The organism is Paenibacillus thailandensis, from assembly GCF_042685365.1.
Lineage (GTDB): Bacteria > Bacillota > Bacilli > Paenibacillales > Paenibacillaceae > Paenibacillus_AP > Paenibacillus_AP thailandensis.
The window spans coordinates 72,370-97,236 of the sequence record NZ_JBHUMY010000023.1; the positions used below are offsets into that span (position 1 = coordinate 72,370).

At 55.5% G+C, this 24,867-nt stretch carries 24 protein-coding genes and 1 pseudogene; 21 read left to right on the forward strand and 4 right to left on the reverse strand.

Annotated features, from left to right (window positions below):
- Positions 1–22 precede the first annotated feature (22 nt).
- The 13 genes from ACFSW5_RS17935 to ACFSW5_RS17995 all read left to right on the forward strand — a co-directional run bounded on the left by ACFSW5_RS17935 (position 23) and on the right by ACFSW5_RS17995 (position 13,479).
- Positions 23–823, forward strand: a complete 801-nt coding sequence (locus tag ACFSW5_RS17935) for a helix-turn-helix domain-containing protein (protein WP_379275959.1) — start codon at positions 23–25, stop codon at positions 821–823.
- 216 nt (positions 824–1,039) lie between these two features.
- On the forward strand, positions 1,040–2,800 hold the full coding sequence (locus ACFSW5_RS17940; RefSeq protein ID WP_379275962.1) for a sensor histidine kinase: 1,761 nt from the start codon (positions 1,040–1,042) through the stop codon (positions 2,798–2,800).
- Complete coding sequence (locus ACFSW5_RS17945) at positions 2,797–3,585, forward strand: response regulator transcription factor (protein ID WP_379275965.1); 789 nt, start codon at positions 2,797–2,799, stop codon at positions 3,583–3,585. Before ACFSW5_RS17940 ends, ACFSW5_RS17945 begins: the two co-directional genes overlap by 4 nt.
- 106 nt (positions 3,586–3,691) lie before the next feature.
- A complete protein-coding gene (locus ACFSW5_RS17950) occupies positions 3,692–5,038 on the forward strand; it encodes an extracellular solute-binding protein (protein ID WP_379275968.1) in 1,347 nt (448 codons plus the stop codon).
- 93 nt (positions 5,039–5,131) lie between these two features.
- Positions 5,132–6,013 carry a carbohydrate ABC transporter permease gene (locus tag ACFSW5_RS17955; RefSeq protein ID WP_379275971.1) on the forward strand — a complete coding sequence of 294 codons (882 nt, stop codon included), beginning with the start codon at positions 5,132–5,134 and terminating at the stop codon, positions 6,011–6,013.
- Between the two features lie 15 nt (positions 6,014–6,028).
- Entirely contained in the window at positions 6,029–6,913 is an 885-nt protein-coding gene (locus tag ACFSW5_RS17960; protein WP_379275973.1) for a carbohydrate ABC transporter permease, read from the forward strand.
- A 320-nt stretch (positions 6,914–7,233) separates the two neighbouring features.
- Positions 7,234–7,905, forward strand: coding sequence for a hypothetical protein (locus ACFSW5_RS17965; RefSeq protein ID WP_379275976.1), 672 nt, complete (start codon positions 7,234–7,236; stop codon positions 7,903–7,905).
- A gap of 412 nt (positions 7,906–8,317) precedes the next feature.
- On the forward strand, positions 8,318–9,046 hold the full coding sequence (locus ACFSW5_RS17970; RefSeq protein WP_379275978.1) for a hypothetical protein: 729 nt from the start codon (positions 8,318–8,320) through the stop codon (positions 9,044–9,046).
- Positions 9,047–9,171: 125 nt separating this feature from the next.
- Complete coding sequence (locus ACFSW5_RS17975; protein ID WP_379275980.1) at positions 9,172–9,807, forward strand: hypothetical protein; 636 nt, start codon at positions 9,172–9,174, stop codon at positions 9,805–9,807.
- A gap of 118 nt (positions 9,808–9,925) precedes the next feature.
- A complete protein-coding gene (locus tag ACFSW5_RS17980) occupies positions 9,926–10,618 on the forward strand; it encodes a response regulator transcription factor (RefSeq protein WP_379275982.1) in 693 nt (230 codons plus the stop codon).
- Positions 10,615–11,991, forward strand: a complete 1,377-nt coding sequence (locus ACFSW5_RS17985; RefSeq protein ID WP_379275984.1) for a HAMP domain-containing sensor histidine kinase — start codon at positions 10,615–10,617, stop codon at positions 11,989–11,991. Before ACFSW5_RS17980 ends, ACFSW5_RS17985 begins: the two co-directional genes overlap by 4 nt.
- Positions 11,992–12,031: 40 nt before the next feature.
- Complete coding sequence (locus ACFSW5_RS17990; RefSeq protein WP_379275986.1) at positions 12,032–12,694, forward strand: PepSY domain-containing protein; 663 nt, start codon at positions 12,032–12,034, stop codon at positions 12,692–12,694.
- A gap of 164 nt (positions 12,695–12,858) precedes the next feature.
- Positions 12,859–13,479, forward strand: coding sequence for a PepSY domain-containing protein (locus tag ACFSW5_RS17995; protein WP_379275988.1), 621 nt, complete (start codon positions 12,859–12,861; stop codon positions 13,477–13,479).
- Between the two features lie 154 nt (positions 13,480–13,633).
- Here ACFSW5_RS17995 and ACFSW5_RS18000 read toward each other — a convergent pair.
- Both ACFSW5_RS18000 and ACFSW5_RS18005 read right to left on the reverse strand, forming a co-directional pair.
- Positions 13,634–13,807 (reverse strand): annotated as a pseudogene (locus ACFSW5_RS18000) (H-type small acid-soluble spore protein); the annotation flags it as partial.
- A gap of 142 nt (positions 13,808–13,949) precedes the next feature.
- Entirely contained in the window at positions 13,950–14,546 is a 597-nt protein-coding gene (locus tag ACFSW5_RS18005; RefSeq protein ID WP_379275990.1) for a TetR/AcrR family transcriptional regulator, read from the reverse strand.
- A gap of 104 nt (positions 14,547–14,650) precedes the next feature.
- Between ACFSW5_RS18005 and ACFSW5_RS18010 the strand changes: the two genes are divergently transcribed.
- The 3 genes from ACFSW5_RS18010 to ACFSW5_RS18020 all read left to right on the forward strand — a co-directional run bounded on the left by ACFSW5_RS18010 (position 14,651) and on the right by ACFSW5_RS18020 (position 16,881).
- The gene (locus ACFSW5_RS18010) at positions 14,651–15,199 is read left to right on the forward strand and encodes a hypothetical protein (RefSeq protein ID WP_379276190.1); all 549 of its coding nucleotides are present in this window, start codon (positions 14,651–14,653) and stop codon (positions 15,197–15,199) included.
- 102 nt (positions 15,200–15,301) lie between these two features.
- On the forward strand, positions 15,302–15,697 hold the full coding sequence (locus tag ACFSW5_RS18015) for a TFIIB-type zinc ribbon-containing protein (RefSeq protein WP_379275992.1): 396 nt from the start codon (positions 15,302–15,304) through the stop codon (positions 15,695–15,697).
- A 131-nt stretch (positions 15,698–15,828) separates the two neighbouring features.
- A complete protein-coding gene (locus ACFSW5_RS18020) occupies positions 15,829–16,881 on the forward strand; it encodes an AI-2E family transporter (protein ID WP_379275994.1) in 1,053 nt (350 codons plus the stop codon).
- 67 nt (positions 16,882–16,948) lie between these two features.
- Here the strand turns inward: ACFSW5_RS18020 and ACFSW5_RS18025 are convergent, their stop codons facing one another.
- A complete protein-coding gene (locus ACFSW5_RS18025) occupies positions 16,949–17,965 on the reverse strand; it encodes an ABC transporter substrate-binding protein (protein WP_379275997.1) in 1,017 nt (338 codons plus the stop codon).
- A 286-nt stretch (positions 17,966–18,251) separates the two neighbouring features.
- Between ACFSW5_RS18025 and ACFSW5_RS18030 the strand changes: the two genes are divergently transcribed.
- Genes ACFSW5_RS18030 through ACFSW5_RS18040 form a run of 3 tightly spaced genes read left to right on the forward strand, consistent with a single transcriptional unit; the run spans position 18,252 to position 20,311 of the window.
- A complete protein-coding gene (locus ACFSW5_RS18030) occupies positions 18,252–18,686 on the forward strand; it encodes a YciI family protein (protein WP_379275999.1) in 435 nt (144 codons plus the stop codon).
- A complete protein-coding gene (locus tag ACFSW5_RS18035; RefSeq protein ID WP_379276001.1) occupies positions 18,683–19,939 on the forward strand; it encodes an RNA polymerase sigma factor in 1,257 nt (418 codons plus the stop codon). Before ACFSW5_RS18030 ends, ACFSW5_RS18035 begins: the two co-directional genes overlap by 4 nt.
- Before the next feature lie 30 nt (positions 19,940–19,969).
- On the forward strand, positions 19,970–20,311 hold the full coding sequence (locus ACFSW5_RS18040) for a DUF1801 domain-containing protein (protein ID WP_379276003.1): 342 nt from the start codon (positions 19,970–19,972) through the stop codon (positions 20,309–20,311).
- Positions 20,312–20,383: 72 nt separating this feature from the next.
- Here ACFSW5_RS18040 and ACFSW5_RS18045 read toward each other — a convergent pair whose 3' ends face one another.
- A complete protein-coding gene (locus ACFSW5_RS18045) occupies positions 20,384–21,148 on the reverse strand; it encodes an exodeoxyribonuclease III (protein ID WP_379276006.1) in 765 nt (254 codons plus the stop codon).
- Positions 21,149–21,340: 192 nt separating this feature from the next.
- Between ACFSW5_RS18045 and ACFSW5_RS18050 the strand changes: the two genes are divergently transcribed.
- The gene (locus ACFSW5_RS18050) at positions 21,341–23,098 is read left to right on the forward strand and encodes an ABC transporter ATP-binding protein (protein WP_379276011.1); all 1,758 of its coding nucleotides are present in this window, start codon (positions 21,341–21,343) and stop codon (positions 23,096–23,098) included.
- Positions 23,095–24,867 (forward strand): ABC transporter ATP-binding protein, encoded by a 1,773-nt coding sequence (locus ACFSW5_RS18055; RefSeq protein WP_379276015.1) that lies wholly within the window; start codon positions 23,095–23,097, stop codon positions 24,865–24,867. Before ACFSW5_RS18050 ends, ACFSW5_RS18055 begins: the two co-directional genes overlap by 4 nt.

Consider the following 24,867-nt stretch of genomic DNA (forward strand, 5'->3'; position numbering starts at 1 on the left):
ATCTACGAAGGCGGTGCGGGAAATGCAGCTTCAAATGATCCTTCCCCGGGTGGAGGCTTATCATATTGCCGATCAATACGAGAACGCGGTGCATTCGCATGATGGGCATTATCAAGTGACGATTCCGACGAAGGGCACTTGTTATTTTACGCATGAACATAAGCAAATGAGGCTGGGAGCGGGCGATATGCTGCTTTTGCATCCAAGCGACCGGCATTGCTTCCATATCGGGGACGATGCCGCGGTGATCATCGTCATCGCCGAAGGCGAGGGCTTGCATGCCGGGGGTTCGGCGCTTAAGGACGAAGCCGTTGTGCGCAAAGAAATAAACCCGCAGGAAGCGAAATCGCTCTACCGCAGATGGATGGGCTCGGCGTTTCTTGAAACGGGCGAGCTGCTCGCGGCGCAAGAAGCCGAGCAAAGCATCCTGGAGGATTTGCGCTCGCTGCTTCGGGGGGATCAAGCTCCGCTGCCGCAGGCCGGCCCGAAGCGATCGGGCAAGCTCTTGGACCCGCATCTGGCCAGAGCGGCCGAATATATCCGCGAGCATTATGCCGAGACGATCCAAATCGACGAGCTGGCGGCGATCGCGCTGCAAAGCCGGTTCCATTTTATCCGCTCGTTCAAGGCGGCGGTCGGGTTAACGCCCTATCAATATGTGCTGCATCTTCGAATCGAGGAAGCGAAGCGGCTGCTGCGGGAGACGGACAGCTCGGTAACGGAAATCAGCTACCGTTTGGGCTTTGCGGCGCCAAGCCAATTTTACCGCGCTTTCGTCAAAACGGCACAGGCCACGCCGGAGCAGTACCGCAGCGGAATTTGAACGCATTGGAACGGTTAGCAGTTTTCCCCCTCTTTCTTTTTTTCGCTCCGATTGTGTATGATGGCTACAGGCTTTTTGGATGTCTAGGAAAATAGGCGCATACATTTCGTTCATAGGTTGGATCGGACGCCGGTCCAACTAACGTTTGACGCGAACGGAATTCGCTGCGGAGCTTTGCTTCGCTTTTGGGGATTTGTATTGGGGGGCGGTTCGGTCATGTATAGGCTAAAGCAGATGAATACGCTGCGGAATCAAATTTTTCTCGGGTTTATGCTGGTGATGCTCATCGTGCTCGGCTGCGTCGGTTTTTTTACTTACGGCCAGGTGTCGGTGCTGCTGCGCAACAATGCGGAAAAGCATATTCAGCAGACGGCCGTTCAGGCGGCTGGCAAGCTGGATGTGCTGCTGCGTCAGGTCGATACGTTTACGGCGCAGGTAGCGACGAGCGCGACGATCCAGCGGCTGATGGCGCAGGAGGCGGAGGGAGAGAAGACGACCTTCGCGGAACGGCAGTCGATGCTGCAGGAGATACGCAAGCACGAAGCGTATACGACCGGTATCCGGTCGCTGGAATTATATACGACCGATTACCGGATGCTGTTTCCGCTGACCGACGTCAGCTTGAACAGCCGCGTTCCGCAGGAGTGGATCAATGAGGCGGACGCGGGCATGGGACGGCTCGTGTGGCTGGGGCTTGACCCTCGCAACCCCGACGTCGTCATTGCGATACGGAACGTCCGGCTGATCGACCATTCGTTTTCTTACGCCGGATATTTGATGGTTCAGGTGGAAAAAAACTACTTCGAGTTTTCCGTCGAAGGTGAAAGCGCTGACAACGGATCGGGCGAAATGATGGGGCTGTTCGACGGGGCGGGCAAGCTTGTGACGTCCGATTTTCCGGAAGGTGCGGATGTGGAAGGCATGCTGCACTCGGGAGCGAAGACGATCGAATTGAACGGAAGCACGTATATGCCGATTCAAAAACGATCCGAAGCGACCGGCTGGCGAATTATCATTTTAACGCCGGTCAATTACGCCGCCGAAGGCATCTCCGTGCTCCGGACCGTCGTCGTCGTGTCGGTCATTATCGGCGGAGGGTTGTTCCTTGTCATGACGTTTATTTTGTCCACGATGATTACGCGCCCGATACTGAATTTAATCAAGGTGATGCGTGGCGCCAAGCTCGGGACGCTGAAGCCGATATCCGTGCCGTCCTCCGCCATGGAAATTAACGAGCTCAACAATACGTATAACCAAATGGTCGATTCGCTGAATGAATTGATTGAGGTCGTGTATCAGAAGGAAATCGTGCAAAGCCGGACGGAGCTGAAGGCGCTGCAGGCGCAAATCAATCCTCATTTCCTGTTCAACACGCTGGAAGCGTTCTATTGGGCGCTTGAAGAGAAAGGGGAAGAGGAGCTCGCCGAGATCGTTGTCGCCATGTCCGGACTGTTCCGATACGTCATTGCCAAGACGGACGGGGACGAATGGGTAACGGTCGGCGACGAGCTCGACCATGCCGAGCGGTATTTGAAAATTATGGACATGCGGATGGTGGACCGCCTGTCCTGGAGCATCGAAGCGGACGAGGAGTGCCGGGGCGCGCCCGTTCCGAAGCTGCTTGTCCAGCCGCTTGTCGAGAACGCCATTCTCCACGGCGTGGAGCAGCGGCTCGGACGGGGAACGGTTCTTTTGCGGGCGACGCCCTCCGACCGGCCGGGCTATACCCGCATCGAGGTAACGGACAACGGTCCGGGCATGGACGACGAGAAGCTGCTTGCGCTCCGTTGTTCGTTGGAGAAAGGGTTAAACAGCCGTTCCGAGGGCGGCAACGGAGTAGGGCTGGCCAATGTGCAGAAGCGGCTTATGCTTTACGTGCCGGGCGGAGAAGGACTGACCGTGCACAGCTCGGAAGGGCAAGGGACGACAGTTTCTTTTGAAATTCCGAATGCTCATAAAGGGGAAGTGGAATCATGAAAACGATACTGATCGTTGACGACGAGCCGAGAACGCGGGAAGGCGTTCGAAAGGTGCTGGAGGGTTGGTCCTGCGGGCGCCACCGCATCGAGACGGCCGCAAGCGGCGTAGAGGCGCTGGAATGGCTGGCGCACAACGACGCCAATCTGCTTATTACCGACATCCGGATGCCGCAGATCGGAGGACTGGACCTGGTGGAGCGGCTTGGCGAGCTGGCTCATCCTCCCGTGGTCATCATCATTTCGGGACATCCCGAATTCGATTATGCGCAGAAGGCGCTGCAGTTCGGCGTCGTCGAATATTTGCTGAAGCCGATCGACAAGAAGAAGCTGGTGGCCGCGGTGGAGACGGCGCTCAAGCGGGAGGAGAACATTCACCGGATCGAGCGGATGGAGAAGCTCGTCGATCCGAAGCTGCTGGACGCCGCGCAGGAGGAGCGCGCCTACGGCCCGCAGGTGCAGGAGGCGGTGCGCTATTTGAACGAGCGTCTCGACCAGTCCGTTACGCTGAAGGACATCGCGGATCATCTGCATATGAACGCCAGCTATTTCAGCGTTTTGTTCAAGGAGCAGACCGGAATGACGTTCAGCGAGTTCCTGACGCGCCGCAGAGTGCAGAGGGCCAAGGAGCTGCTTGCCGGGACGCGGCTTACGATCAACGAAATATCCGAGCGTACCGGCTACCAGACGGCCAAATATTTCGTAAAGGTATTCCGCCAGCTGGAGGGCGTAAGTCCCGGCCAATACCGGAAATCGGTTACGGAAGCCGGAGAGACCATCCAATAAAAGTAGTATTATTCCTAATTGCCATGGCCTTATCGTGCAGCCCTTGCATTGCTAGAATGGGTTTGTAGAGATGCAAGCCATCATCTGTAGAAAAGGGGTTGTAAACGTGTTCAAGAAAAGTTGGGCGATTATCCTGCTGTCTTTATGCTTTGTCATCGTAGCTGCGGGATGCGGCAATAACGCCGGCGGCAACGCGGGCAACGGCGCAAGCGGCGAATCTTCTTCGAATGGCCAAACTGAAAGCGGTTCCGAAAAGGTGACGATCAATTTCATGCACCTGTGGCCGGAAGGCGTGTCGGCCGGCCAGAACAAAATCGTGAACCAAATCATTACCGAATACGAGAAAGAGAACCCGAACGTTACGATCAAACAAGAAGTTCTCGACAACGAGCAATACAAAAACAAATTGAAAGTGCTTTCGGCTTCCAATCAGCTGCCGGACGTAGGCGTAACGTGGGCGGCGGGCTTCCTCCAGCCGTACGTGGAAGGCAACTTGTTCGCGCCGCTGGACGATCTGCTGGGCGGCGAGCTGAAGGACAAATTCGTCAACGGCACGACGGAAGCGTACGCCATCGACGGCAAGACTTACGGCCTGCCGCTCGAATTCAACATCGCGCCGATTTACTACAACAAAGCGATTTTCGAGAAATACAATCTGGAAGTTCCGCAAACGTACGACGAATTTATAGCGGTTTCGAAAACGCTCTCTGAAAACGGTATCGCGCCGATCGCGCTCGGCAACAAGGACCGCTGGACCGGATCGCTCTGGTACATGTACCTTGCCGACCGCTTCGCCGGTCAGGAAACGCTGGCGAACGCGATTAGCGGCCAAGCTTCCTTCACGGACGAGAATCTTGTGAAAGCGTCGGCCGAAGTTCAAGCGCTTGTCGACAGCAACGCATTCGTGAAAGGCTTTAACGGCTTGTCCAACGAGGAGGCCAAATCCGAGTTTCTGAACGGCAACGCCGCGATGTACTTGATGGGCACTTGGGATCTGCCGAACTTTACGACCAACGAGGACATCCCGCAGGAATTCCGCGACAGCGTAGGCTTCTTCAAGTTCCCGACGGTCGAAGGCGGCAAGGGCAACATCGACAGCTGGGTAGGCGGACCGGGCGTCGGATTGTTCGTATCGGAAAACTCCGCCGTCAAAGATCAGGCGAAAGCGTTCGTCGAATATTTCGTGCAAAAATGGGGCGAGCAAGCCGTTACGGGCGCAGGCGTCATCCCGGCGACGAAGGTGGATACGTCGACCCTTACGCTGCCGCAGCTTTACGTGGATCTGTTCAACGAAATGAACAAGGCAAGCAGCATCACGCTGTTCGCGGACGTGCAAATGAAAGCAAGCGCCGCGGAAACGCACCTGAACGCGATCCAATCGCTGTTCGGCAAGGCGATTACGCCGGAAGAGTTCGCGAAGCAGCATGACGATGCCATTTCCAAAGGAAACTGACGGCTTCCGAGAGGGAGCAGGGGAGCGCTTATCCGGCCGCTGGCGGCCGGATAAGCTACATGTCCCCGTTTACGAGAAAGGAGCCGGGTTAATTTGGATAAAGTAATGTCGAACAAAAAAATAATCGCGTTATACGTATTGCCTTCTCTTCTGCTTATATTGGCTATCGTTTATATTCCGATCGTTCTGACCGGCTATTACGGCTTGAACGAATGGAACGGCATCGGATCGATGAAGTTTATCGGCTTCGACAATTATGCAACGTTGATTCAAGATTCCATGTTCTGGGAAAGCGCGGGCCACTCGCTCCTGCTAGCGGTATTTTCGGCTTTAAGCCTTATTGTATATCTTATTGTCGCCATGCTGTTGTCGGCGAAGCTGAAAGGCGCAAACCTGTTCCGCAAAATTTATTTGATTCCGATGCTGCTGTCGTCCGTGGCGATCGCGCAGCTTTGGCTGAAAATTTTCCATCCGACGAACGGGGTTCTGAACAGTGTTCTCGAATCCATTGGCATTGCAAATCCGCCTGCATGGCTGGCCGAGCCTTCGATTGTGCTCTATGCCTTGTTCATCCCGATTTTGTGGCAGTATGCGGGCTTTTATATTCTGATTTATTACGCAGCGCTCAAGAATATCCCGTCCTCGCTGGAGGAAGCGGCGAAGATCGACGGCGCGAACGCTTTGCAAATCGCGTACAAAATCAAGCTTCCGCTGGCGATGGAAGTGATCAAAGTGACGATCGTCCTTGCCGTTGTCGGTTCGCTGAAATATTTCGACTTGATCTTCGTCATGACGGGCGGCGGGCCTAACGGCGCAAGCGAAGTGATGGCTTCTTACATGTATCGCGAGGCGTTCAAGTCGTACGATTTCGGTTATGCGAGCGCGATCGGATTTTTCCTGCTCGTCATTTGTCTTGTCGCGACCTGGATCATCCGCAAGCTGACCGCTACGAAAGACACGATTCAATATTCTTAAAAGGAGGGACGCTTCATGATGTCCGGAACTGCAGGACAGCTGGGCGGTACGGCCGCGAAATCCGGCTCGAAGGCCGCGATCAGGATAGGTTACGCGGCGCTTTATATCGTGCTGATCGCCGTAGCCGTGTTTCAAATTTTTCCGCTCGTATGGCTGCTGTTTTTCTCGCTCAAAAACAATCAGGAAGTGTTTAACCTTCCGCCGCTTGCGCTGCCGACGAATCCGAAGTGGGAAAACTACGCGAAAGTTTGGAGCGCCGGCAACATCGACGTTTATTTCTTTAACAGCGTATGGATTACGATTGCGGCAACCGTTCTCACGGTCGTATTGGGCAGCCTCGTCACCTATGCCATTACCCGGATGAAGTGGAAAGGCAGCTCGTTTGTGCTTGGCCTCTTTATGGTGGCGATGATGATTCCGGTCCATTCGACGCTTATTCCGCTGTTTAACATGTTTAACAAAGCGCATCTGATCGACCATCCGCTGTCGCTCATTTTGTCCTACGTCGCGTTCAATATGCCGATTACGATCATGATATTGCTCGGCTTTTATTACGCGCTGCCGAAGGAAGTGGAAGAGGCGGCGGTCATCGACGGCTGCAGCGTGAACCGGATGTTCTTCCGGATCATTCTCCCGATGACGGGCTCCGTGATCGCCACGACCGGGATCATTAACATGATTTACAATTGGAACGAGTTTATTTTCGTCAATACGTTCATCAGCTCCGACGCTTACAAGACGCTGACGGTCGGCGTGCAAAACTTCATCGGCCAATATACGACCGATTGGGGTGCGATCGGCGCCACACTGATGATCAGCATTCTGCCGATTCTCATCGCCTTCCTGTTCCTGAGCGACCGCATCGTCGAAGGGATCGCTGCGGGTTCGGTTAAGGGTTAAGGTTAAGGGTTAACTAACGGCGTCAATAATCCGTATGCGGCTATGGATCGGTACATGATTCGTAGCCGGACGCAGCAAGCCTTCGCGGGCATCGTTCCGCGAAGGCTTGCTGTTGTTTACCCCACCAAGGGCGTCTTAACGGTGAAAGTAGAGTATGATACGATGCAAACAATTGGTTTTCGACCGTAAGGATTTCTTTGCTATAAACATTGTAGTATTATATTTTTAACGATAAGCGACGAAGAACGTCCGAAGTAACCTTGCCGGCAGGCAAGTGCTTCGGACTTTTTTTATTTCTATTAGAGGGGAGTTATAGAATCATGGGATTTCAAGAGGTGCATGAAGCTTGGCTTGCGGAGCATCTGCGAAAGAGATCGGGGGAACGCCGAAGCAGATTAGAGCGCGGCCACGGTCATGGGGAAAGGTTGTTTTTGGAGCGAGTATGGTGGCCGATGTTTAGTTCGTTTTCAGGGCTGCATCCTGAATATGAAGTAACGGATTGGAGAGGAAGGCCGTTCTATATAGATCTGGCTTGGTTTCAAGGGCAACGGGCATTTGCTTTTGAAATCAAAGGGTATGGTCCACATGTGCAAAATACGGACCGCACCCGCTACAGTCGCGAGTTGAATCGGGAAACTTATTTGCAGCTTTTAGGCTTTCAAGTGATATCGATTCCATATGATGACTTGGCTGAGCGTCCTAATTTGATTTTATCGCTGTTGAAACCTTTGCTTGCTCCGTATCTGCCTTTTACGGGCAAACCGCGCTACGATCTCATGGAACGGGAGGTACTGCTGTTAGGTTTGCGACGGAATAAGCCGTTACGGCCGGTAGATCTGGTTTGTTCGTTCGGGATTAACCGGCGTACAGCGGTGAAACTACTGCAGACGCTTAGTAATAAAGGCAAGTTTCGTCCTAAAGCTGCAGGGATCAGCGGAAGGATTATGAGTTACGAGCTCGTACGGTCCCTTGAGGATTTATGGATCATCTAAGCGAGAGCATGTCGGAGTTTTCCAGGAGGTGCAAAAATGCACTCCATGAGAGCGGGGACAGCGCTTGAGCACCCTGTGGGGTGCAAAAATGCACCCCATGGGAGCGGGGACGACGCTGGAGCGCCCTGTGAGGAGCAAAAATGCACCCCATGGGAGCGGGGACGGCGCTGGAGCGCCCTGTGAGGTGCAAAAATGCAGCCCATGTGAGCGGGGACGGCGCTGGAGCGCCCTGTGGGGTGCAAAAATGCACCCCATGTGAGCGGGGACGGCGCTGGAGCGCCCTGTGAGGAGCAAAAATGCACCACATTGTAGTTAAACATAGGTGTCAACCTAGTTTTTCCAAATTTATATATGTTACATTAGATCTGCAATCCTCTTTATCGAATCCATCAAATAAGAAAGGCGGTGGAGCATGACTTTTCAGCTCGATTTCCCGGGCAACATCGTAGCGTTTGCGGGCTCCGCGGTCGGATGGATGATCGTGCTTGTCCTTTTGCTGCTTCAATTTCGCAAGCCGTCGCCAACCGATAAACCGGCGTTATGGAAGGCGCTGCTTGCCTTGCTTGCCGGGATGTTTTCGTTTTCGATACAGACGGCATGGTTCGGAGTTCCCGTCAAACTCGCGCTGCTGCCTATTGGCGTAATATTGTTGGCTGTTGCATTGCGGAAGCGAAACCGGCGCTCGTTTTATATCCGTATAGGCTGGATCGGGTTTGCAGCCAATTATGTGTTTCTTGCCGTTACATTGCTTTCAGCCGCCGTACATAACGGCCTTTATGCCAAAGAGAAAGCTTCTACTTATTTGGCCGAATTAAGCCAAGTGCGTCTCATCGCCATCCATCCGTCCGGGGAGCCGGCATCGCTTGATAAGGAACGGCTGCAACGCGAGCTTCCCGAACTTCGTCCCGAAGCGGTTGACGGCTTGACCTGGCACCGGGAGGCTATAATGGAAAACAGCCCTCAATATAAACAAGAGCGTTTTCCCTATATGCTAATTGGAGCGAAATCGAGTTGGGGCAGCGGGCTTCGCGCGCTTATTTATATAGAAGCCGACGGCAAAGGGCTGCTCATTCATTCGCCGGACAAAGATTATTACTTCCGGTCCGAAAGCATGCTGGTTGAGAGGGGTGGTGCAGCATGAGCCGATCGAGAGTACGTCTATATGTCTCTCTAACCGCAGTTGCCATTCTTATTGGAGTTGTCACGCTGCTAGCGGCTTCCGTGCCGAAAAGCTTCCCCTTGAGTAAGGAAGAGGCGGCGAAAAGGATGAACGAGTATTTTCCGGAGGCCGATATTGGAGAAACGCTGGACATTATTTCGCTGAACAAACGGCATGTCTTTATTCCTTTTAAAACGGCAAACGGCTATTACGGCATGGGCTTTTGGACATGGAAAGGTTTCGGGTGGGATATTCAAAGTGTGCATACCCGAGGCGAGCCTTTCGTATGGAAGCTGGACGGCAACGACCCTTCCTCGCAATATATCGTATGGAATGTAGATCCCGCCGACGGGGTAAGCGAGGTACAGTTTTATCTGATCCGGGACCGTTACGGCAGCCAAAGCCGCCGCGACGGCGAGATGACAAGCCGCTATATGCCCCGCATTCAATTGTCTTGGAATGCTTCGTTGCAAGAACGAAGCTACGGTGCGGTTCCTTTCCCCGAAGATTGGGCAGCGATTATAGAGGAAGAGCAGTGGTTAACTTCGGAGCGGCAGCCGTCTTTGTTTTCCTGGGAAATCAGCGGGCCTGCAGCAGCCGTGGTCGGCTGGATGCCCGTTAATCGCCAAGGCGCCCCCGTATTTCCCGAACGTTCCGTGAACGGTTCCTCCCACAGCGACGGCAGTGCAGATTTAGGTTTCATAACAATATTAAATCCGACGGATCTGGAACGGCCGGAATAATATTTTTGTTTTCTATAAGTCCAGCAAACGGGTTTTGCCGCTTTCTGTCATCTCAAGCATCCGGATGGCGGGCGGCGAAGCTTATTGCACGATGATGCAGATCAAGGAGAGAGACGGAATGAATGAAACGATATTAGTCGTAGAGGACGAACGGAAAATTGCCCGGCTGCTTGAAATCGAATTGGATAGCGAGGGGTACCGCGTTCGGATCGCGCACAACGGCAACGACGGCTGGGCGGCGTACCGCGACGGCGGCGTCGATCTCATCCTTCTCGACGTGATGCTTCCCGGCATGAGCGGCATTGAGCTGCTGCGACGCATACGCGCTTCGGACATGCAGACTCCGGTCCTTCTGCTGACGGCCAAAAGCTCGGTCGAAGACAAAGTATCGGGGTTGGATCTGGGTGCGAACGATTATATTACAAAGCCGTTCGAAATCGAAGAGGTGCTGGCCAGGATTCGCACGGCGTTCCGCCTGTCTTCGCGAGTCCCGGACAATGCCGGCGGCGGATGGCTGACGGCCGGCGGCTTGAAGCTCAACCCTCTTACGCGCGAGGTCGAGCGCGATCGCCGGCCGATTCAACTGACGCAGCGGGAATTCGATCTGCTGGCTTACCTGATGAGAAACAAGCGTCTGGTGCTCAGCCGGGATCAAATTTTATCCGAAGTATGGGGCTACGATTATGCCGGAGATACGAATGTCGTGGACGTTTATATCCGCTATGTCCGCAAAAAGGTGGACGAAGGCTTTGAAAGCGAGCTTATTCACACGGTTCGGGGCATCGGGTATGCGCTGAAGGACGAGCCATGAAGCTTCAGACGAAAATTCATCTCTACTCGTCGGTTTTGTTTATCGCGCTAATTGTCGCGGCGAACGTGTCGATCTACTTGCTGTTCAGCCGGATGTCGGTCGACCGCGAGCTGCAGCAGATAACGGCGCAGACGGAGCGGGCGGCAAGGGCGATCGAAAAAGCGGCGACCGAGGCGGAAATGGCGGAGCTGCTGCGGGCATACGTTCCGTTGGACGGGATGATCCGCGTCGTGAAGGAAAATAAGGCGGATAACCGGCTGCTTGTCGTATCCCCGGACGCAGGAGCACTGGCCGAGCTGACGCCGGAATATAACAGACAGAAGAAGCAGGATGTTGTCCGGCTGGAAGGGAAAAGCTACGGCTTCGCGTCGATTCCGGTCATTGCGGCCGACGGCGACGTTGTAAGCGTGCAGGCGACGCAAAGCATCGAAGAGCTGACGAGGCTTCTTCGGCTGCTGCGATATGTGATGGCCGCCGCCACCTTGGTCGTCGTAGCTGCCGTTCTTGTGTCCGGGGGCGTATTGGGACGCTTGATTATGCGTCCGATTACGGCGATGACGCGCACGATGCGGGAGGTTGCCCGCAGCGGGCGGTTCGTCCGGCTGAAACAAGATATGCGCTCGAAAGATGAGCTGACCGAAATGGGCGAAACGTTTAATGAAATGATCGGTTTGCTGGAGAACAGCTTCGCAAAGCAGGAGCAGTTCGTTTCCAACGCTTCGCACGAGCTGAAGACGCCGCTGACGATCATCGAGAGTTATGCCAGCTTATTGAAGCGCAAAGGTCTCAGCCGCCCCGATCTGTTCGGCGAATCCGTGGAAGCGATCCGCTCGGAAGCCGTCCGCATGAGAACGATGACCGAACAGCTGTTATGGCTTGCGAAGCCGAAGCGGGAATGGCGGTTGGACTGGTCGGAGGTTAACGTCGCGCCGTTCGTCGAACAGTCGGTGAACGCGTTTCGGACTGCTTATAAGCGCGATATCGAGCTTGAAGCCAAGGAAGGCTTTGCCGTTCGAACGGATAAAGGGCTGCTTAAGCAGCTGCTCTTTATTTTGCTCGATAATGCCCGCAAGTATAGCGAAGGCGTTATTGTCGTCCGGGTGGACGAGGAATCCGGAGCCTGTATGATCCGGGTAATCGATGAAGGAATCGGGATTGCCCCGGAGGAGCTGTCCCGCGTATTCGAACGGTTCTACCGCATCGATCAGGCAAGAACCAAGGGGCAGGAGGAGGAAGGAGGGACGGGGCTCGGCTTGTCGCTCGCGAAGGAAATTGCGGAGACGCTTGGGGCGGAGGTTACGCTGGAGAGCGAGCCCGGTAAAGGCACGACGGCTGCGATTAAACTTCCGGCCCGGCTTCTCAGCAAATTTTAATGAAGCCGCTTTACGATGGGGATAAGAGGAGGAGGCAGCTATGAGAATGCGGTTCGCCCCGAAAACAATCATTATCGCCGCGGCTCTGCTTATAATTGTCGTCGCGGCAGCAGCGGGCATTCGGCTGTACGCGCAAGCGGCGGCCGCGCCGGAGACGACGAAGGAAGACGCGGTACGGGAAGTTACACGTCTTTACGGAGGAACCGTCGAGCAAGCGGAGTCCTTCGGCGACGGTTATATCGTGCGGCTGCGAACCGACAAAGGGCTCTATGAGTTGACCGTCCGCAAGGACGGCTCGGGCATTAACGGCATCCGTCGGTTGGATGGCGGTAACGGAGAGGACGTTCCGGCTGCTCCTAGCGCTACGCCCGGCGCCGGCGGGCCTTCCGATGGAGAAGGGCTACACGAGACGCCGGTTGCAAGCCCCGGCCCGGCCGTTTCGGCTTCTCCGGCTCCGTCCGTGCTGATTACGAAGGAAGAAGCCGCCGCTCTCGCTTTGAAACAGGTACAAGGCAAGGTGGAGGAGATCGATCTCGAGGAGAAAGACGGCAAAAGCTTTTATTTGGTGGAGATCGATACGGCGGACGGACGGGAGGCGACCGTTCAGCTGCATGCCGTGTCGGGAGAGCTGATGTCCGTCACATGGGACGACGATGAAGATGACGAGGTCGACGATGAAGACGCAGCTGACGACGACGAATAGAACGGCCGCGATGACCGGCGGAAAGGCCGCCGCGTTAAGCTTTGACGAAACGCTTTATCATCAAATTCTAATGTTTCTGTAATTTTGTTCTCAGACAAGAAGAGTAAAGTGTTGTTTGCAAGCATGAGAGCAGGGTCATAAACATTAGAGGAGGAACTTTAAGCATGAACAAAAAAGCATGGATCGGCAGTATCGCGGCGGTCATGGCATTAAGCGGGGCGGGAAGCGCCATGGCGGCCGGCTTCGACGGATCGTACATCAGCCGGGACAAGGCGAAACAAATTGCGCTTAACGAAGTGGAGGGCGAGCTTGACGGCATCGATTTTGAGCGCAAGTACGGCAAAGCGTACTACGAGGCAGAGATCCGCAAGCCGAACGCTGCCGGCGAAGTCGATGTGTACATCGACGCGACCACGGGCAAAGTGTTGTCCGTGGTGGAAGATGACGACGACCGCGATGACGATGCCGCGCCGTTGCAAAGCAATACCAGCGACACGGCCGTAACGACGGCGGCAGCCGCTTCGGTGACGAAGGAACAAGCGCGTGCGATCGCTTTGAAGCAGGTTGCGGGAACGGTTGTTAGGGAGGAGACGGACAGCGACGACGGTGTGCTGCAGTATGAGGTCACGATCCGAACGGACAGCGGTTACGCCGAAGTCGAAGTGAGCGCCAAGGACGGCAAGGTCCGTTCCGTAGATTACGATCGTGATGACGACGATTTCGACGACGAACATGACGACGATGATGATGACGATGACGACGATGACGATCGTTACGACGACTAAGAACAAAACCCGGGCGGTAAGCTTGCGCTTTCCCCGGGTTTTGTTATGCCTTCATGCATTTGGCGTCATCCCGGCGCGTGTTAAACTATTCGCCCCGGTACGGATCGACCCGGCAATTGAGAGCGGCGAGGTCGATGTTGTCCGATTCCGGGGTTTCTTCGACCAGGCTCGTTAACGGAACCGTCATTTCCTGCTCCGGGTTGTCGAGCGGATAAATCCGGGCCGTTTCGTCTTCGTTCACATGCTGGATATAGATACGGGTATTTTCGAAAGTTACATCTTTCATATCCGGCGATTGCGAAATTTCGATGGCGCGCTGTCTGTTCATGGTACGTCCTCCTGCAAGTATGGCGTAATCCGGCGGTTAGCCTCGTGTTTACGGTGCTCATATCGGCACAAGCTTATACCCTATCAACATGAACTGCGGTTAGCGGATCCGATATCATGTGCTCACGGCAAGCGAGCCATCCTTAGGTTGCTGCCGCCAGCTTGTCGAGATGGTACGCGACGAGCTCTTTGATCTCCTCTGCCGTAAAAGATTCCGGGAACGTCGTAAGTTGGACCGCAAGACCGTCTATAAAAGCGTGAAACCTCCTTGTTTCCAGATTGGCGTTCAGCCCCGGCAACAGCTTCCCCGACGCCTGCAGCCGTTCCACCATCCCGCGGAAAGCTTCGTACAATTCGCCGTGAACTTGGCGGCTTATTTCCCGGATTGCGGGATCGGAGACGGCTTTGCCGGCATAGGCCAGCCATACTTCGGCTTCCAGCAGCCGCTGTTTGTCCAGCGGAAGAAATTCCAGAACGACAAGCTCGATATCATGCCGCGGATCGCCATTGAAAGGGAGAGCGGCAATCCGCTGCCGCACCTTTTCGGACAGCAGGCGCATGGCATAAGCGAGCAGCTCCTGCTGCGAATCGAAATAATGGCGGAGCGATCCAAGCGACATGCCCAGTTCATCCGCCACCCTGCGGACGGAAGCGCCGTCTACGCCGTTCAGGCGGACAACGCGCCAGACGGCTTCTGCGATTTGTTCTTTGCGTTTTGAATGGTCTACGATTTTTGGCATAGTTTTATTATAACACATTTGTATTATAATACACTTGTGCTATAATAATGCTGATTCCGGGAACGGTTGTTTCGGATGCTCCAATTTGATGCAGGGAGATGGTTATCATAATCGCGCTTATCGTCACATGCGAAATCGCCTTTTGGCTGTTTATCGCGGCGGGGCTGGTATGCCGCTATTGGTTAGGTTGGAAACGAATCGGAGCGGTTCTTCTGTTCAGCACGATCATTATTGATCTGCTTCTTATAACCGCAACCGTAATCGATTTGCGAGGCGGAGCCGAAGCCGGTATCGGCCACGGCTTGGCGGCGGTGTATGTCGGCGTTTCGATTGCCTTCGGACATTCGATGATCGGCTGGGCGGATAAGCAGTTCCGCTACCGCTTCGCGAACGGCCCCGCGCCGCCGCAGATTGCGAAGCACGGGCGTGAGCACGCGCGCCGGGAGCGGGCGGGATGGCTTCGCCACGCCTTAGCCTGGGCCATCGGGTGCGGGCTGTTATACGGCATGACCGTTCTGATCGGCGACGGCGAGCGTACGAAAGCGCTGCTGCAAATGATCCGATTGTGGTCGATCGTGCTTGCCATCGATTTTATGATTAGCTTCAGCTATACGGTCTGGCCGCGGCAGGAGAAAAAGGAGCGGGGAATGTAGAAGCGCGGAACGGAGGCGATGCAAGCCTTGGACTCTCTTTTTCTGAAACGCCGGAAGGCGAGTCTTCGTAACAAAAACAAAAGAGTAAAGGAGAGTGCCAAGATGCAATGTCCGGTATGTATCGATTCGCGCATGCGCGAGGTGGAGAAAAACGGTATTTTGATCGATATCTGTCCTAGCTGCAAAGGGGTTTGGCTCGACAGGGGGGAGCTCGACAAGCTGATGAACAACGTTCGCGAGGTTCGCGACGAATATAACGAATGGCATTACAAGAGACAGGAAACCGGATATTTCCAGTCCACCCCGTCCAACCGGCCCGGGGGCTACCCGAATTATCCGCCTTCAAGCGGGGGGCATTCCGGCCACGGGCAGCACGGTTATCCTTCCGGTGGAGGTTACGGACGCGACAAGCATTATAGCGGCAGCCACGGCCATCCTGGCTATCCTTACAAGAAGAAAAAATCCGTCATCGACTTGTTCGGCGATTTGTTCGATTAACGAGCGGGACAATTTCGGGATAAAGCTTGTAAGTTGAAGCAAACTGGGCGATGATAGAAGAGACTCCACGGCCTAAAGGCGGCCTCGGCCGCCGAGGGCGGGACAATTCAATTATAATGAGGGAAATTTCATTGGAATCGCTTAGAAGCTTTTTTGCCCAGCCCGTTATTCGTAGAATATTGTTTATCGCGCTTGTCGTCCTGTTGCTTTACAGCTTGCGCCATATGCTTAATTTGCTGTTGCTCCTGTTTCTGGTTACGTTTGTGATGGGAAGGCTGCAAAGCTTCTTGACGAAGCAGATCAACCGTTTGTTCCCGATCTCGCCTATCGTCGTTAACTGCATCCTGTACGTGGTGCTCGTATCGTCGCTTGTTTACGGCCTTATCAATTACGTGCCCAAGCTGGTCAATCAGCTGATCGACATCGCCAACAATATTAAAACTTTTTTGAGTTCGCCGCAGAACGGAGAGATTGCGAAGATTGCCGCGGACGCGTTCGAGAAGGTCGATTACCAGAAATATTTGGGCGACGCCGTCGACTATGTCATGAAGCTGGGGAACTGGCTGGAAATTATCATCCTTGTCATTTTGCTCAGCTTTTTCTTCTTGCTGGAGAGCCGAAAGATCATTTTGTTTACGGAAAAATTCGATGACAGCAAAATCGGCTGGATTTACCGGGAATTCCGCTATTTCGGCGGCAAATTTCTGTCTTCGTTCGGCAAAGTGATCGAAGTGCAGCTGATGATCGCGGTTTTTAATACGATCCTTACCATATTGGGCTTATGGATATTGGGCTTTCCGTATTTGTTCGCGCTGACGATTATGGTGTTTCTGCTCAGCCTTATTCCGGTGGCGGGCGTCGTTATTTCGTTCATCCCGATCGGCATCATCGGCTACCAGATCGGAGGCTTTCCGATGGTGTTCTGGGTCGTCGTCATGATTCTGGTCATTCACGCGCTGGAGACGTATTTCCTGAATCCGCGGCTTTATTCGCACAAAACAAAGCTGCCGATGTTTTATACGTTTTTTATTTTGATTTTCGCGCAGCATTACATGGGCATCTGGGGCCTCATTATCGGCATCCCGATCTTTATGTTTTTGCTGGATGTGCTGCAGGTGGGACAGTCGGAAAAAGATGACGGCAAAAGCCAGTTGTCCGGGCATAAGGGGCATGTTTCGGAATAAGTCGCAATAAATGAAAAGCCAAACGGCATCGTCTGGAAAAGACGATGCCGTTTCGTTTAGGTCCGGTTTATTTTTTATTTTCTTCGGCGCGCTCAAGCAGCATGTCGACGATCAGATCGATTTGGCCCATGACGGCAATCGGGTCGTAGCGGTAGAACGTGTCGAAGTCGTTGATGAACACCTGATTGTTTTTGACCGGCTCAAGATTTTTCCACACCTCGGACGATTGCAGCTTATTGCTTTGTTCGCCTTTTTTCTCCGGATCGTATACGGTCAAGAACATGTAGTCGGCGGCGTAATCGTTCAGCGTCTCAAGCGAAATTTGCGTAATTTCGTTGTTCAGCTTCTCGATGCTTGCCGGCTTCTTGAATTGCAGCGCGTTGTAGATCGCTTGGCCGCCGCGGCCGCCGTTGTCGCCGAACGTCCAGATTTCGCCTTTGTCCGTCAGCTCGTACAAGCCGAACGTAGCGTTCGGGTCGATGACGCCTTTCAGCTTCTCTCGTCCTTCTTCCGCCTTCTTGTTGAAGCTTGCCATGAATTCGTCGGCTTTCTCCGGAGCGCCTACGATATCGGCGAACAGCTTCACGGTCTCTTCGACGTTCGTAGCGGTGCCGTAAGGAATGTGGATCGTGGGAGCGATCTTGGACAACGCTTCGTAGCTTTCGTCGTACATGACGACGATGAGGTCCGGCTGAAGCTCAAGCACCTTCTCCGGATCGATCGGAGCGCCGACCTCTTTGGCATCCTTCAGCAAATCTTTCAGGAAAGGGTTGTCGAACGTCGTTGGCTCTACCCCGACCACGCTGCCTCCGACGGACAGCAGCTCGCCGCCGTAATAGTCCGTTACGATACGCTGCGGCTTCGCCGGAATTTGGACGGTGCCTTTGTCCGTTTCGAAAGGCCTTGTTCCCGATTCCGCCGCTTCCGGCGATGCGGAAGGCGATGCCGAAGGGGAAGCGGATGCTCCCGAAGACGGGCTTCCGCCTGTGTTATTGCCGTTACTCGAACCGCCGCAAGCCGTCAATACGACGGACAACAGCAGGATTACGGACGTGAGGACAAACATGGATTTTCTCTTTATCAAACCAATAACCTCCCGGTATAAGTATAAGTAGAAACGATTTCCTGTCTTGAAAAAGCCTAAAAGCATTATATATGACAATGACAATCATTATCAATAGAAAATTTACTGCGGCATGAAAAAAACGGACGGGTCCGAAACCGGTTCAAATTTGACCCTTGCTCGCAAATAAAGGAAACGATTGGTACCCCCACGAAAAAAGAATAGAAAACTTTTTTGACTGCGTGTCGATTTTGGCGTCTTCCGTTCGTTGCGAATATAGAGGCCAATTAAACAGGAGGAATTGTGAATGAGATTTATGATGATCGTTAAAGCGACGCAAGATTCCGAAGCCGGCGTTTTGCCGAGTCCGGAGCTATTCAACGCCATGGCGAAATATAACGAGGAGCTGGCGAGGGCGGGGGTGCTGGTTGCGGCGGAAGGGCTGCACCCGACATCGGGCGCGATCCGCATCTCTTATCCCGAACCGGGCGGAAAGCCTAAGGTCGTAGACGGACCTTTCACGGAAGCGAAGGAGCTGATCGCCGGCTTTACGCTGATCGAGGTGAAGTCGAGGGAAGAGGCGATCGAATGGGCGATGCGGATGCCCGATCCGCATGGCTTCGGAGAAGGACAGATCGAGCTTCGTCAAGTGTTCGAAGCGCCGGAACTGACCCAGGATCCGGAAGCGTTGGCGAAAGAAATTGAGATGCGGGCACGGGTTACGAGGAAGGGCAGGCCATGACCGGCTCCGCCGTCCACCGTACCGTCGATGGAATATGGAGAATCGAATCGCCGAGAATTATCGCCGGTCTGGCGCGAATGGTACGCGATGTCGGGCTTGCCGAGGATCTGGCTCAAGACGCGCTTCTCATCGCGCTCGAGAAGTGGCCGGAGACGGGCATACCCGACAATCCGGGAGCGTGGCTGATGGCCGCCGCAAAGCGAAGGGCCATCGATCACTTTCGCAGAAACAAGGTTCGCGAGAGCAAATACGAGGAGCTGGGGCGGGAAATCGACCGCCGGGAGGAGCCGGATTGGGACGCGGCGCTCGACGATCCCGTCGGCGACGATCTGCTTCGTCTTATTTTTACGACATGCCATCCCGTTCTTTCCCAGGAGGCGCGGGTGGCGCTCACGCTTCGGCTGCTTGGCGGCTTGACGACCGAGGAAATCGCCAAGGCGTTTCTCGTTCCGGAGGCGACCGTCGCCCAGCGGATCGTTCGGGCCAAGCGCACGCTAGCCGCTGCGCGCGTTCCCTTCGAGGTGCCCCCGAAGGCCGAGCTGGCGGAGCGGTTGTCGTCGGTGCTGGAAGTAATCTATCTGATGTTCAACGAAGGTTATGCGGCGTCCTCAGGCAGCAGCTGGATTCGTCCCATGCTCTGCAGCGAGGCGCTTCGGCTCGGACGGATATTGGCGGAGATCGCCCCGGGCGAGCCGGAAGTCCACGGACTCGTCGCGCTGATGGAAATTCAGTCGTCGAGATTTAAGGCGCGCGTCAGCCCAAGCGGAGAACCGATTCTGCTCATGGATCAGAACCGGGCGTTATGGGATCACCTGCTTATTCGCCGGGGGCTTGCGGCAATCGAGAAGGCCGAACGGCTCGGCCAAGCATTTGGCCCTTATTTGCTCCAGGCTTCGATCGCCGCCTGCCATGCCCGCGCCCGTACGGCGTCGGAGACGGACTGGATACGGATCTCGGCGCTCTACGACGCGCTTTCCCAAGTCGCGCCGTCGCCTGTCGTCGAGCTGAACCGCGCCGTTGCGCTATCGATGGCGTTCGGCCCGGAGGTGGGCCTCGAAGCCGTCGAAGCGTTGACGGAAGAACCGTCCTTGAAAAATTATCATCTATTGCCCAGCGTGCGGGGGGACTTCCTTCTGAAATTAGGCCGCGAGCGCGAAGCGTGCGAGGAATTCAAACGCGCCGCATCGCTGGCGCGCAACGAGAAGGAGCGCGAGCTGCTTATGAAGCGCGCTTCGGAATGCGCAGCCGACTAAGACAAAGTTAACTTGAGAGGAGAAATACCAATGAACCAAGAGGTTATCGAGTTTATCGAGAAAGTAAAGGAGCCGTGGCAAGCCGGGTTTTGCAATGAGCTGCGCGAGGTCGTCCACCGCGCCATTCCCGGCGTACAGGAGCGCATCCAATACGGCAAACCGCATTTTCTGAAAAACAAAAAGTATGCGGCAGTCATATCGACTTCCAAGGACGCGGTCAGCTTCACGATCTTCAACGCGGCCGGGCTGGAGCTGCCGGAAGGCATGTTTGAAGGCCCGCCGGAGCGGAAGACGATCAAGTTCAAGAGCGGCGCGCACATCGACGGCGAGATGCTGACCAAGCTGGTCGAACAAGCCTCCAGCGGGCTATAAACGGGAAAACCGTCCATAAGAGGACGGTTTTTTTGCGTGCAGGTATCGATTTTCACGCCGGACGGCGCCCGTTTACAGCTCGATCTCCTTCAGCTCCACGAGCACGGGGCAATGGTCGCTGCCCATGACGCCGGAATCGATCATCGCGTCGACGAGAAACGGAGCAAGCCGCTCCGACATAATAAAATAATCGATCCGCCAGCCGATATTCCGCTCGCGCACCTTCGGCATGAACGACCACCACGTATACGCGTCGGTACGGTCCGGATATAAATGACGGAACGAATCGATGAAGCCGGCCGCAAGCAGCTCCGTCATTTTGCCGCGCTCCTCGGGCGTAAAGCCGGAATTGCCGTGGTTCGATTTCGCGTTTTTCAAATCGATTTCCGCATGGGCGACGTTCAGGTCTCCGCACATGATGACGGGCTTCACCGCGTCCAGCTTCATCAAATAAGCGCGGAACCGGTCTTCCCATTCCAGGCGGTACGGCAGACGGGTCAATTCCCGCTTCGCATTCGGGGTGTACACATTCACGAGATAAAAGGACTCGAACTCCAGCGTCAGCACCCGGCCTTCTTCCTCGAAGTCCTCCTCCAGCCCGTACCGCACCGACAGAGGCTCGCGCTTCGTAAATACGGCCGTGCCGGAATACCCTTTCTTAACGGCGTAATTCCAGTACTGCTTGTATTCGCCGCTTATCGCCAGCTCGATCTGCCCGGCTTGAAGCTTCGTTTCCTGCAGGCAGAAGATATCGGCGTCCGTTTCGTTGAAGTAATCGTAAAAGCCTTTGTTCACGCAAGCGCGCAGGCCGTTGACGTTCCATGAGACCAGTTTCATCGCTGCATACTCTCCTTATGTCGTCCTATCAAACGTATGATGCTATCAGTGTAACATAGAATAGGCTGATAGGGCATGGAAGCGAATGCCGAACGCGAACGGTCGGATACAGTTGCCTAAACTGGAAATTTACGTTGACTCTCGCTGCCGGGTCTTATAACGTGTTGTTAGAGAGAGGTGGGTAGATCAATAATGGGGAACAAAACGAATCCATCCGGCTTGCGCAATTATTACGAAATGTTAAGCCGTTATTTGCTGCCGCAAAAAAAGGCGCTGCTGCTGCTTGCGCTTTTGCTGTTCGCGTCGATCGGGCTTCAACTGCTGAATCCGCAAATCATCCGGTTTTTTATCGATACGGCCCAGTCCGACAAAGCGATGGAGCCCGTCTATTACGCCGCGGCGCTGTTTATCGGCTTCGCCGTCGTGCAGCAGCTGGTGTCGGTGGCCGCCGCCTATGTCAGCGAAAATTTGGCGTGGCGGACGACGAACCGGCTGCGCGGCGATTTGGCGGAGCATTGCTTAAAGCTGGATATGAGCTTTCATAAGTCGAATACGTCCGGATCGATTATCGAGCGGGTCGACGGCGACGTAAACGCGCTGGCGAACTTTTTTTCCAGCTTTGTTATTCATCTGGCCGGCAATCTGTTTCTGATGATCGGCATTCTGGCGCTTCTATTCCGCGAAAACGCGCTTATCGGCTTCGGCATGCTGGCCTTCGTCGTATTCGCCTTGTTCGTCATCCAATGGCTGAGGAAGTTTTCCGTGCCGCTTTGGGCCAAGTGGCGGCAGGTGAACGCCGAATTTTACGGGTTTATCGGCGAGCATCTGGAAGGGACGGAGGATACCCGCGCCAACGGGGCGACCGGCTTCGTCATGAGCCGCTTCTATTCGCTGCTGCGGCGGATGCTGCCGCTGCGCCGGAAGGCGTTCTACGGCTTTGCCTCGATGTGGATTACGACGGTCATCGTCTTTGCGCTCGGCAACGGGATGGCTTTTGCGATCAGCGCTTATTTGTGGAAGCAAGGCGAGCTTACGCTGGGCGCGGTTTATTTGATTTTTTATTACACGGAGCTGCTGGCCAAGCCGATCGAAAAAATCCGGACGCAGTTCGAGGATTTGCAAAAAGCCGACGCCAGCCTGCTTCGGATCCGGGAGCTATTCGCCACCCGTTCCCGGGTCGAGGACGGCCCTGGCGCCAAGCTGCCGGACGGCCCCCTCTCGGTCGAGCTGGACGGCGTTACGTTCGGGTATGACAGCAATCCGACGCTGGATACGCTGAACATCCGGCTGCAGCCGGGCGAAGCCGTCGGCTTGCTTGGCCGGACGGGCAGCGGCAAGACGACGATCGCGCGGCTGCTGCTCCGGTTCTACGACCCGCAGCAGGGCGAGATCCGGCTCGGGGGCGTCGATATCCGGCAATGCACGCTGGCGGAGCTGAGGCGCAAAGTCGCGCTCGTTACGCAAAACATCGAAATTTTGCAAGGGACGGTCCGCGACAATCTGACCTTCTACGACGATTCGATCGACGACGAGAGGATCGTTCGGGTGCTGGCCGAGCTTGGGCTGGAACAGTGGTACTTGTCGCTGCCCGAAGGGCTCGATACCCAGCTTTCCTCGGGAGGCGGAAGCCTGTCGGCGGGGGAAGCGCAGCTGCTGGCGTTCGCTCGCGTGTTTCTGACCGAGCCGGGGCTCGTCATTATGGACGAGGCGTCCTCGCGCCTCGATCCGCTTACGGAGCAGCGCATGGAGAAAGCGATCGACAAGCTGCTGAAGGAGCGGACTTGCATTATGATCGCCCATAAGCTGGCGACGGTGCAGCGCACCGATCGCATCATTATTTTGGAGCACGGCCGGATCGTGGAGAACGGCCCGCGGCATAAGCTGGCGGCTGACTCCGCATCCCGGTTCAGCCGCATGCTGAAAGCCGGGCTGGAGGAGGTGCTCGCATGAGTCCGTTCACCTATTTAAGGAAATTGATCGGTTACCGGCCGGGCTGGTATTTCATCAACGCTTTGGCGTGGACGGTCATCTATTTGATGCCGATTTTCCCGGGGCTGATTACGAAGGCGTTTTTCGATTCGCTTTCGCCGCAATCCGATGCGGCGTTCGGCACATGGGCGCTTGTCGCGCTGCTGCTCGGCGCGGCCGTCGCCCGGAGCGCCAGCATTCTTTTCGGCTTTTTTACGGACGTCAACTTCCGCTTCCGGGTCGGCATGATCGTGCGGCGCAATTTGCTGGAGCATATCTTGAAGGAGCCTGGCGCGCGCGCCATTCCGTGCAGCCCGGGCGAAGCGATCAGCCATTTCCGCGACGACGTGGATCATACGGAGGAGGCGGTCAGCTGGTCGGTCGACGCGTTCGGAATGGTCTGCTTCGCGGTCGTATCGTCCGTTATTTTGCTGCGGATCGATGCGCAGATGACGCTGCTCGTCTTTGTGCCTCTCGTACTGGTGGTGGCGGGGGCGCAGATGGCGACCGGCCGCCTTCACAAATACCGGGCCGCCAGCCGCGAAGCGACGGCGAACGTGACCGGCGCGATCAGCGAAATGTTCGGCAACGCGCAGGCGATCCAGGTGGCCGGCGCCGAGGAGCGGGTCATCGCCCGGTTCCGGAAGCTGAACGATACCCGCCGCCAAACGATGCTGAAAGATAAACTGATGACGGAGTCGCTCAATTCCGTATTTGCCAATTCGGTCAATTTGGGAACGGGGCTTATTTTGCTGGCGGCGGGCTATAAAATGCGGAGCGGAAGCTTTACGCTGGGTGATTTCTCGCTGTTTATCTATTATTTGACCTTCGTGACGCAATTCATTACCAACTTCGGCACGTTCTTGACCCATTTCAAGCAGATGGGCGTAGCGCTCGCGCGGCTGACGGGCATTTTGCAGGGAGCGCCGGCCGCGGTGCTGACGGAACGTCATTCCCTTCATCTTCGCGATAGGGAAGAACGGGCCGAATCCCAAGCGGCTGCGTCTACCGAGTTTCCCGAGAACAGGCTGGAACTTCTGGAGGCCGACGGGCTCGGCTATCGTTACCCGGAGACGGGCCGGGGCATCGGCGGCATCCGTTTGCGGCTGCGGCGCGGTTCCTTTACGGTTGTGACGGGACCGATCGGCTCCGGCAAGACGACGCTTGTCCGCACGCTGCTGGGCCTGCTTCCGCCGGAAGAAGGGACGGTTCGCTGGAACGGCGAGAAGGTGGAACAGCCGGGCGAGTTTTTCGTGCCGCCGCGCAGCGCCTATACGGCGCAGGTGCCGCGGCTGTACAGCGATACGCTGCGGGAGAACATCCTGCTTGGCTTAAAGGCGGAGCCGGAGCAGCTGGACCGCTCGCTGCGCGCGGCGGTTCTGGAGGACGATATCGCGCAGCTGCCGGAAGGGCTTGAGACGGTGATCGGACCGCGCGGCGTCAAGCTGTCCGGCGGCCAGGCGCAGCGCACCGCCGCCGCCCGGATGCTGGTGCGGGACAGCGAGCTGTACGTCTTCGACGATCTGTCGAGCGCGCTGGACGTCGAGACGGAGCAGCGGCTATGGGAGCGGATGTTCGAGGAGAAAAGGGACGCCGCCTGCCTTGTCGTCACCCACCGCAAAGCGGTGCTTGCCCGGGCCGATCATATCATCGTGTTGAACGATGGAACGATCGAAGCGGAAGGGACGGCCGAGGAGCTGCTCGCAACAAGCGACACGTTCCGGAAGCTGTGGCATCGGGACGGGGGATAA

Bases quoted from the DNA above. Each gene is read 5' to 3' on its own strand.
- ACFSW5_RS18055 (WP_379276015.1), top strand. From the start codon at position 23,095: ATGAGTCCGTTCACCTATTTAAGGAAATTGATCGGTTACCGGCCGGGC.
- ACFSW5_RS18030 (WP_379275999.1), top strand. From the start codon at position 18,252: ATGAGATTTATGATGATCGTTAAAGCGACGCAAGATTCCGAAGCCGGC.
- ACFSW5_RS18015 (WP_379275992.1), top strand. From the start codon at position 15,302: ATGCAATGTCCGGTATGTATCGATTCGCGCATGCGCGAGGTGGAGAAA.
- ACFSW5_RS18005 (WP_379275990.1), bottom strand. From the start codon at position 14,546: ATGCCAAAAATCGTAGACCATTCAAAACGCAAAGAACAAATCGCAGAA.
- ACFSW5_RS17965 (WP_379275976.1), top strand. From the start codon at position 7,234: ATGGGATTTCAAGAGGTGCATGAAGCTTGGCTTGCGGAGCATCTGCGA.
- ACFSW5_RS18045 (WP_379276006.1), bottom strand. From the start codon at position 21,148: ATGAAACTGGTCTCATGGAACGTCAACGGCCTGCGCGCTTGCGTGAAC.
- ACFSW5_RS17990 (WP_379275986.1), top strand. From the start codon at position 12,032: ATGAGAATGCGGTTCGCCCCGAAAACAATCATTATCGCCGCGGCTCTG.
- ACFSW5_RS17945 (WP_379275965.1), top strand. From the start codon at position 2,797: ATGAAAACGATACTGATCGTTGACGACGAGCCGAGAACGCGGGAAGGC.
- ACFSW5_RS17940 (WP_379275962.1), top strand. From the start codon at position 1,040: ATGTATAGGCTAAAGCAGATGAATACGCTGCGGAATCAAATTTTTCTC.
- ACFSW5_RS17935 (WP_379275959.1), top strand. From the start codon at position 23: ATGCAGCTTCAAATGATCCTTCCCCGGGTGGAGGCTTATCATATTGCC.
- ACFSW5_RS17995 (WP_379275988.1), top strand. From the start codon at position 12,859: ATGAACAAAAAAGCATGGATCGGCAGTATCGCGGCGGTCATGGCATTA.
- ACFSW5_RS18035 (WP_379276001.1), top strand. From the start codon at position 18,683: ATGACCGGCTCCGCCGTCCACCGTACCGTCGATGGAATATGGAGAATC.
- ACFSW5_RS17970 (WP_379275978.1), top strand. From the start codon at position 8,318: ATGACTTTTCAGCTCGATTTCCCGGGCAACATCGTAGCGTTTGCGGGC.
- ACFSW5_RS17980 (WP_379275982.1), top strand. From the start codon at position 9,926: ATGAATGAAACGATATTAGTCGTAGAGGACGAACGGAAAATTGCCCGG.
- ACFSW5_RS18040 (WP_379276003.1), top strand. From the start codon at position 19,970: ATGAACCAAGAGGTTATCGAGTTTATCGAGAAAGTAAAGGAGCCGTGG.
- ACFSW5_RS17960 (WP_379275973.1), top strand. From the start codon at position 6,029: ATGATGTCCGGAACTGCAGGACAGCTGGGCGGTACGGCCGCGAAATCC.
- ACFSW5_RS18050 (WP_379276011.1), top strand. From the start codon at position 21,341: ATGGGGAACAAAACGAATCCATCCGGCTTGCGCAATTATTACGAAATG.
- ACFSW5_RS17985 (WP_379275984.1), top strand. From the start codon at position 10,615: ATGAAGCTTCAGACGAAAATTCATCTCTACTCGTCGGTTTTGTTTATC.
- ACFSW5_RS17975 (WP_379275980.1), top strand. From the start codon at position 9,172: ATGAACGAGTATTTTCCGGAGGCCGATATTGGAGAAACGCTGGACATT.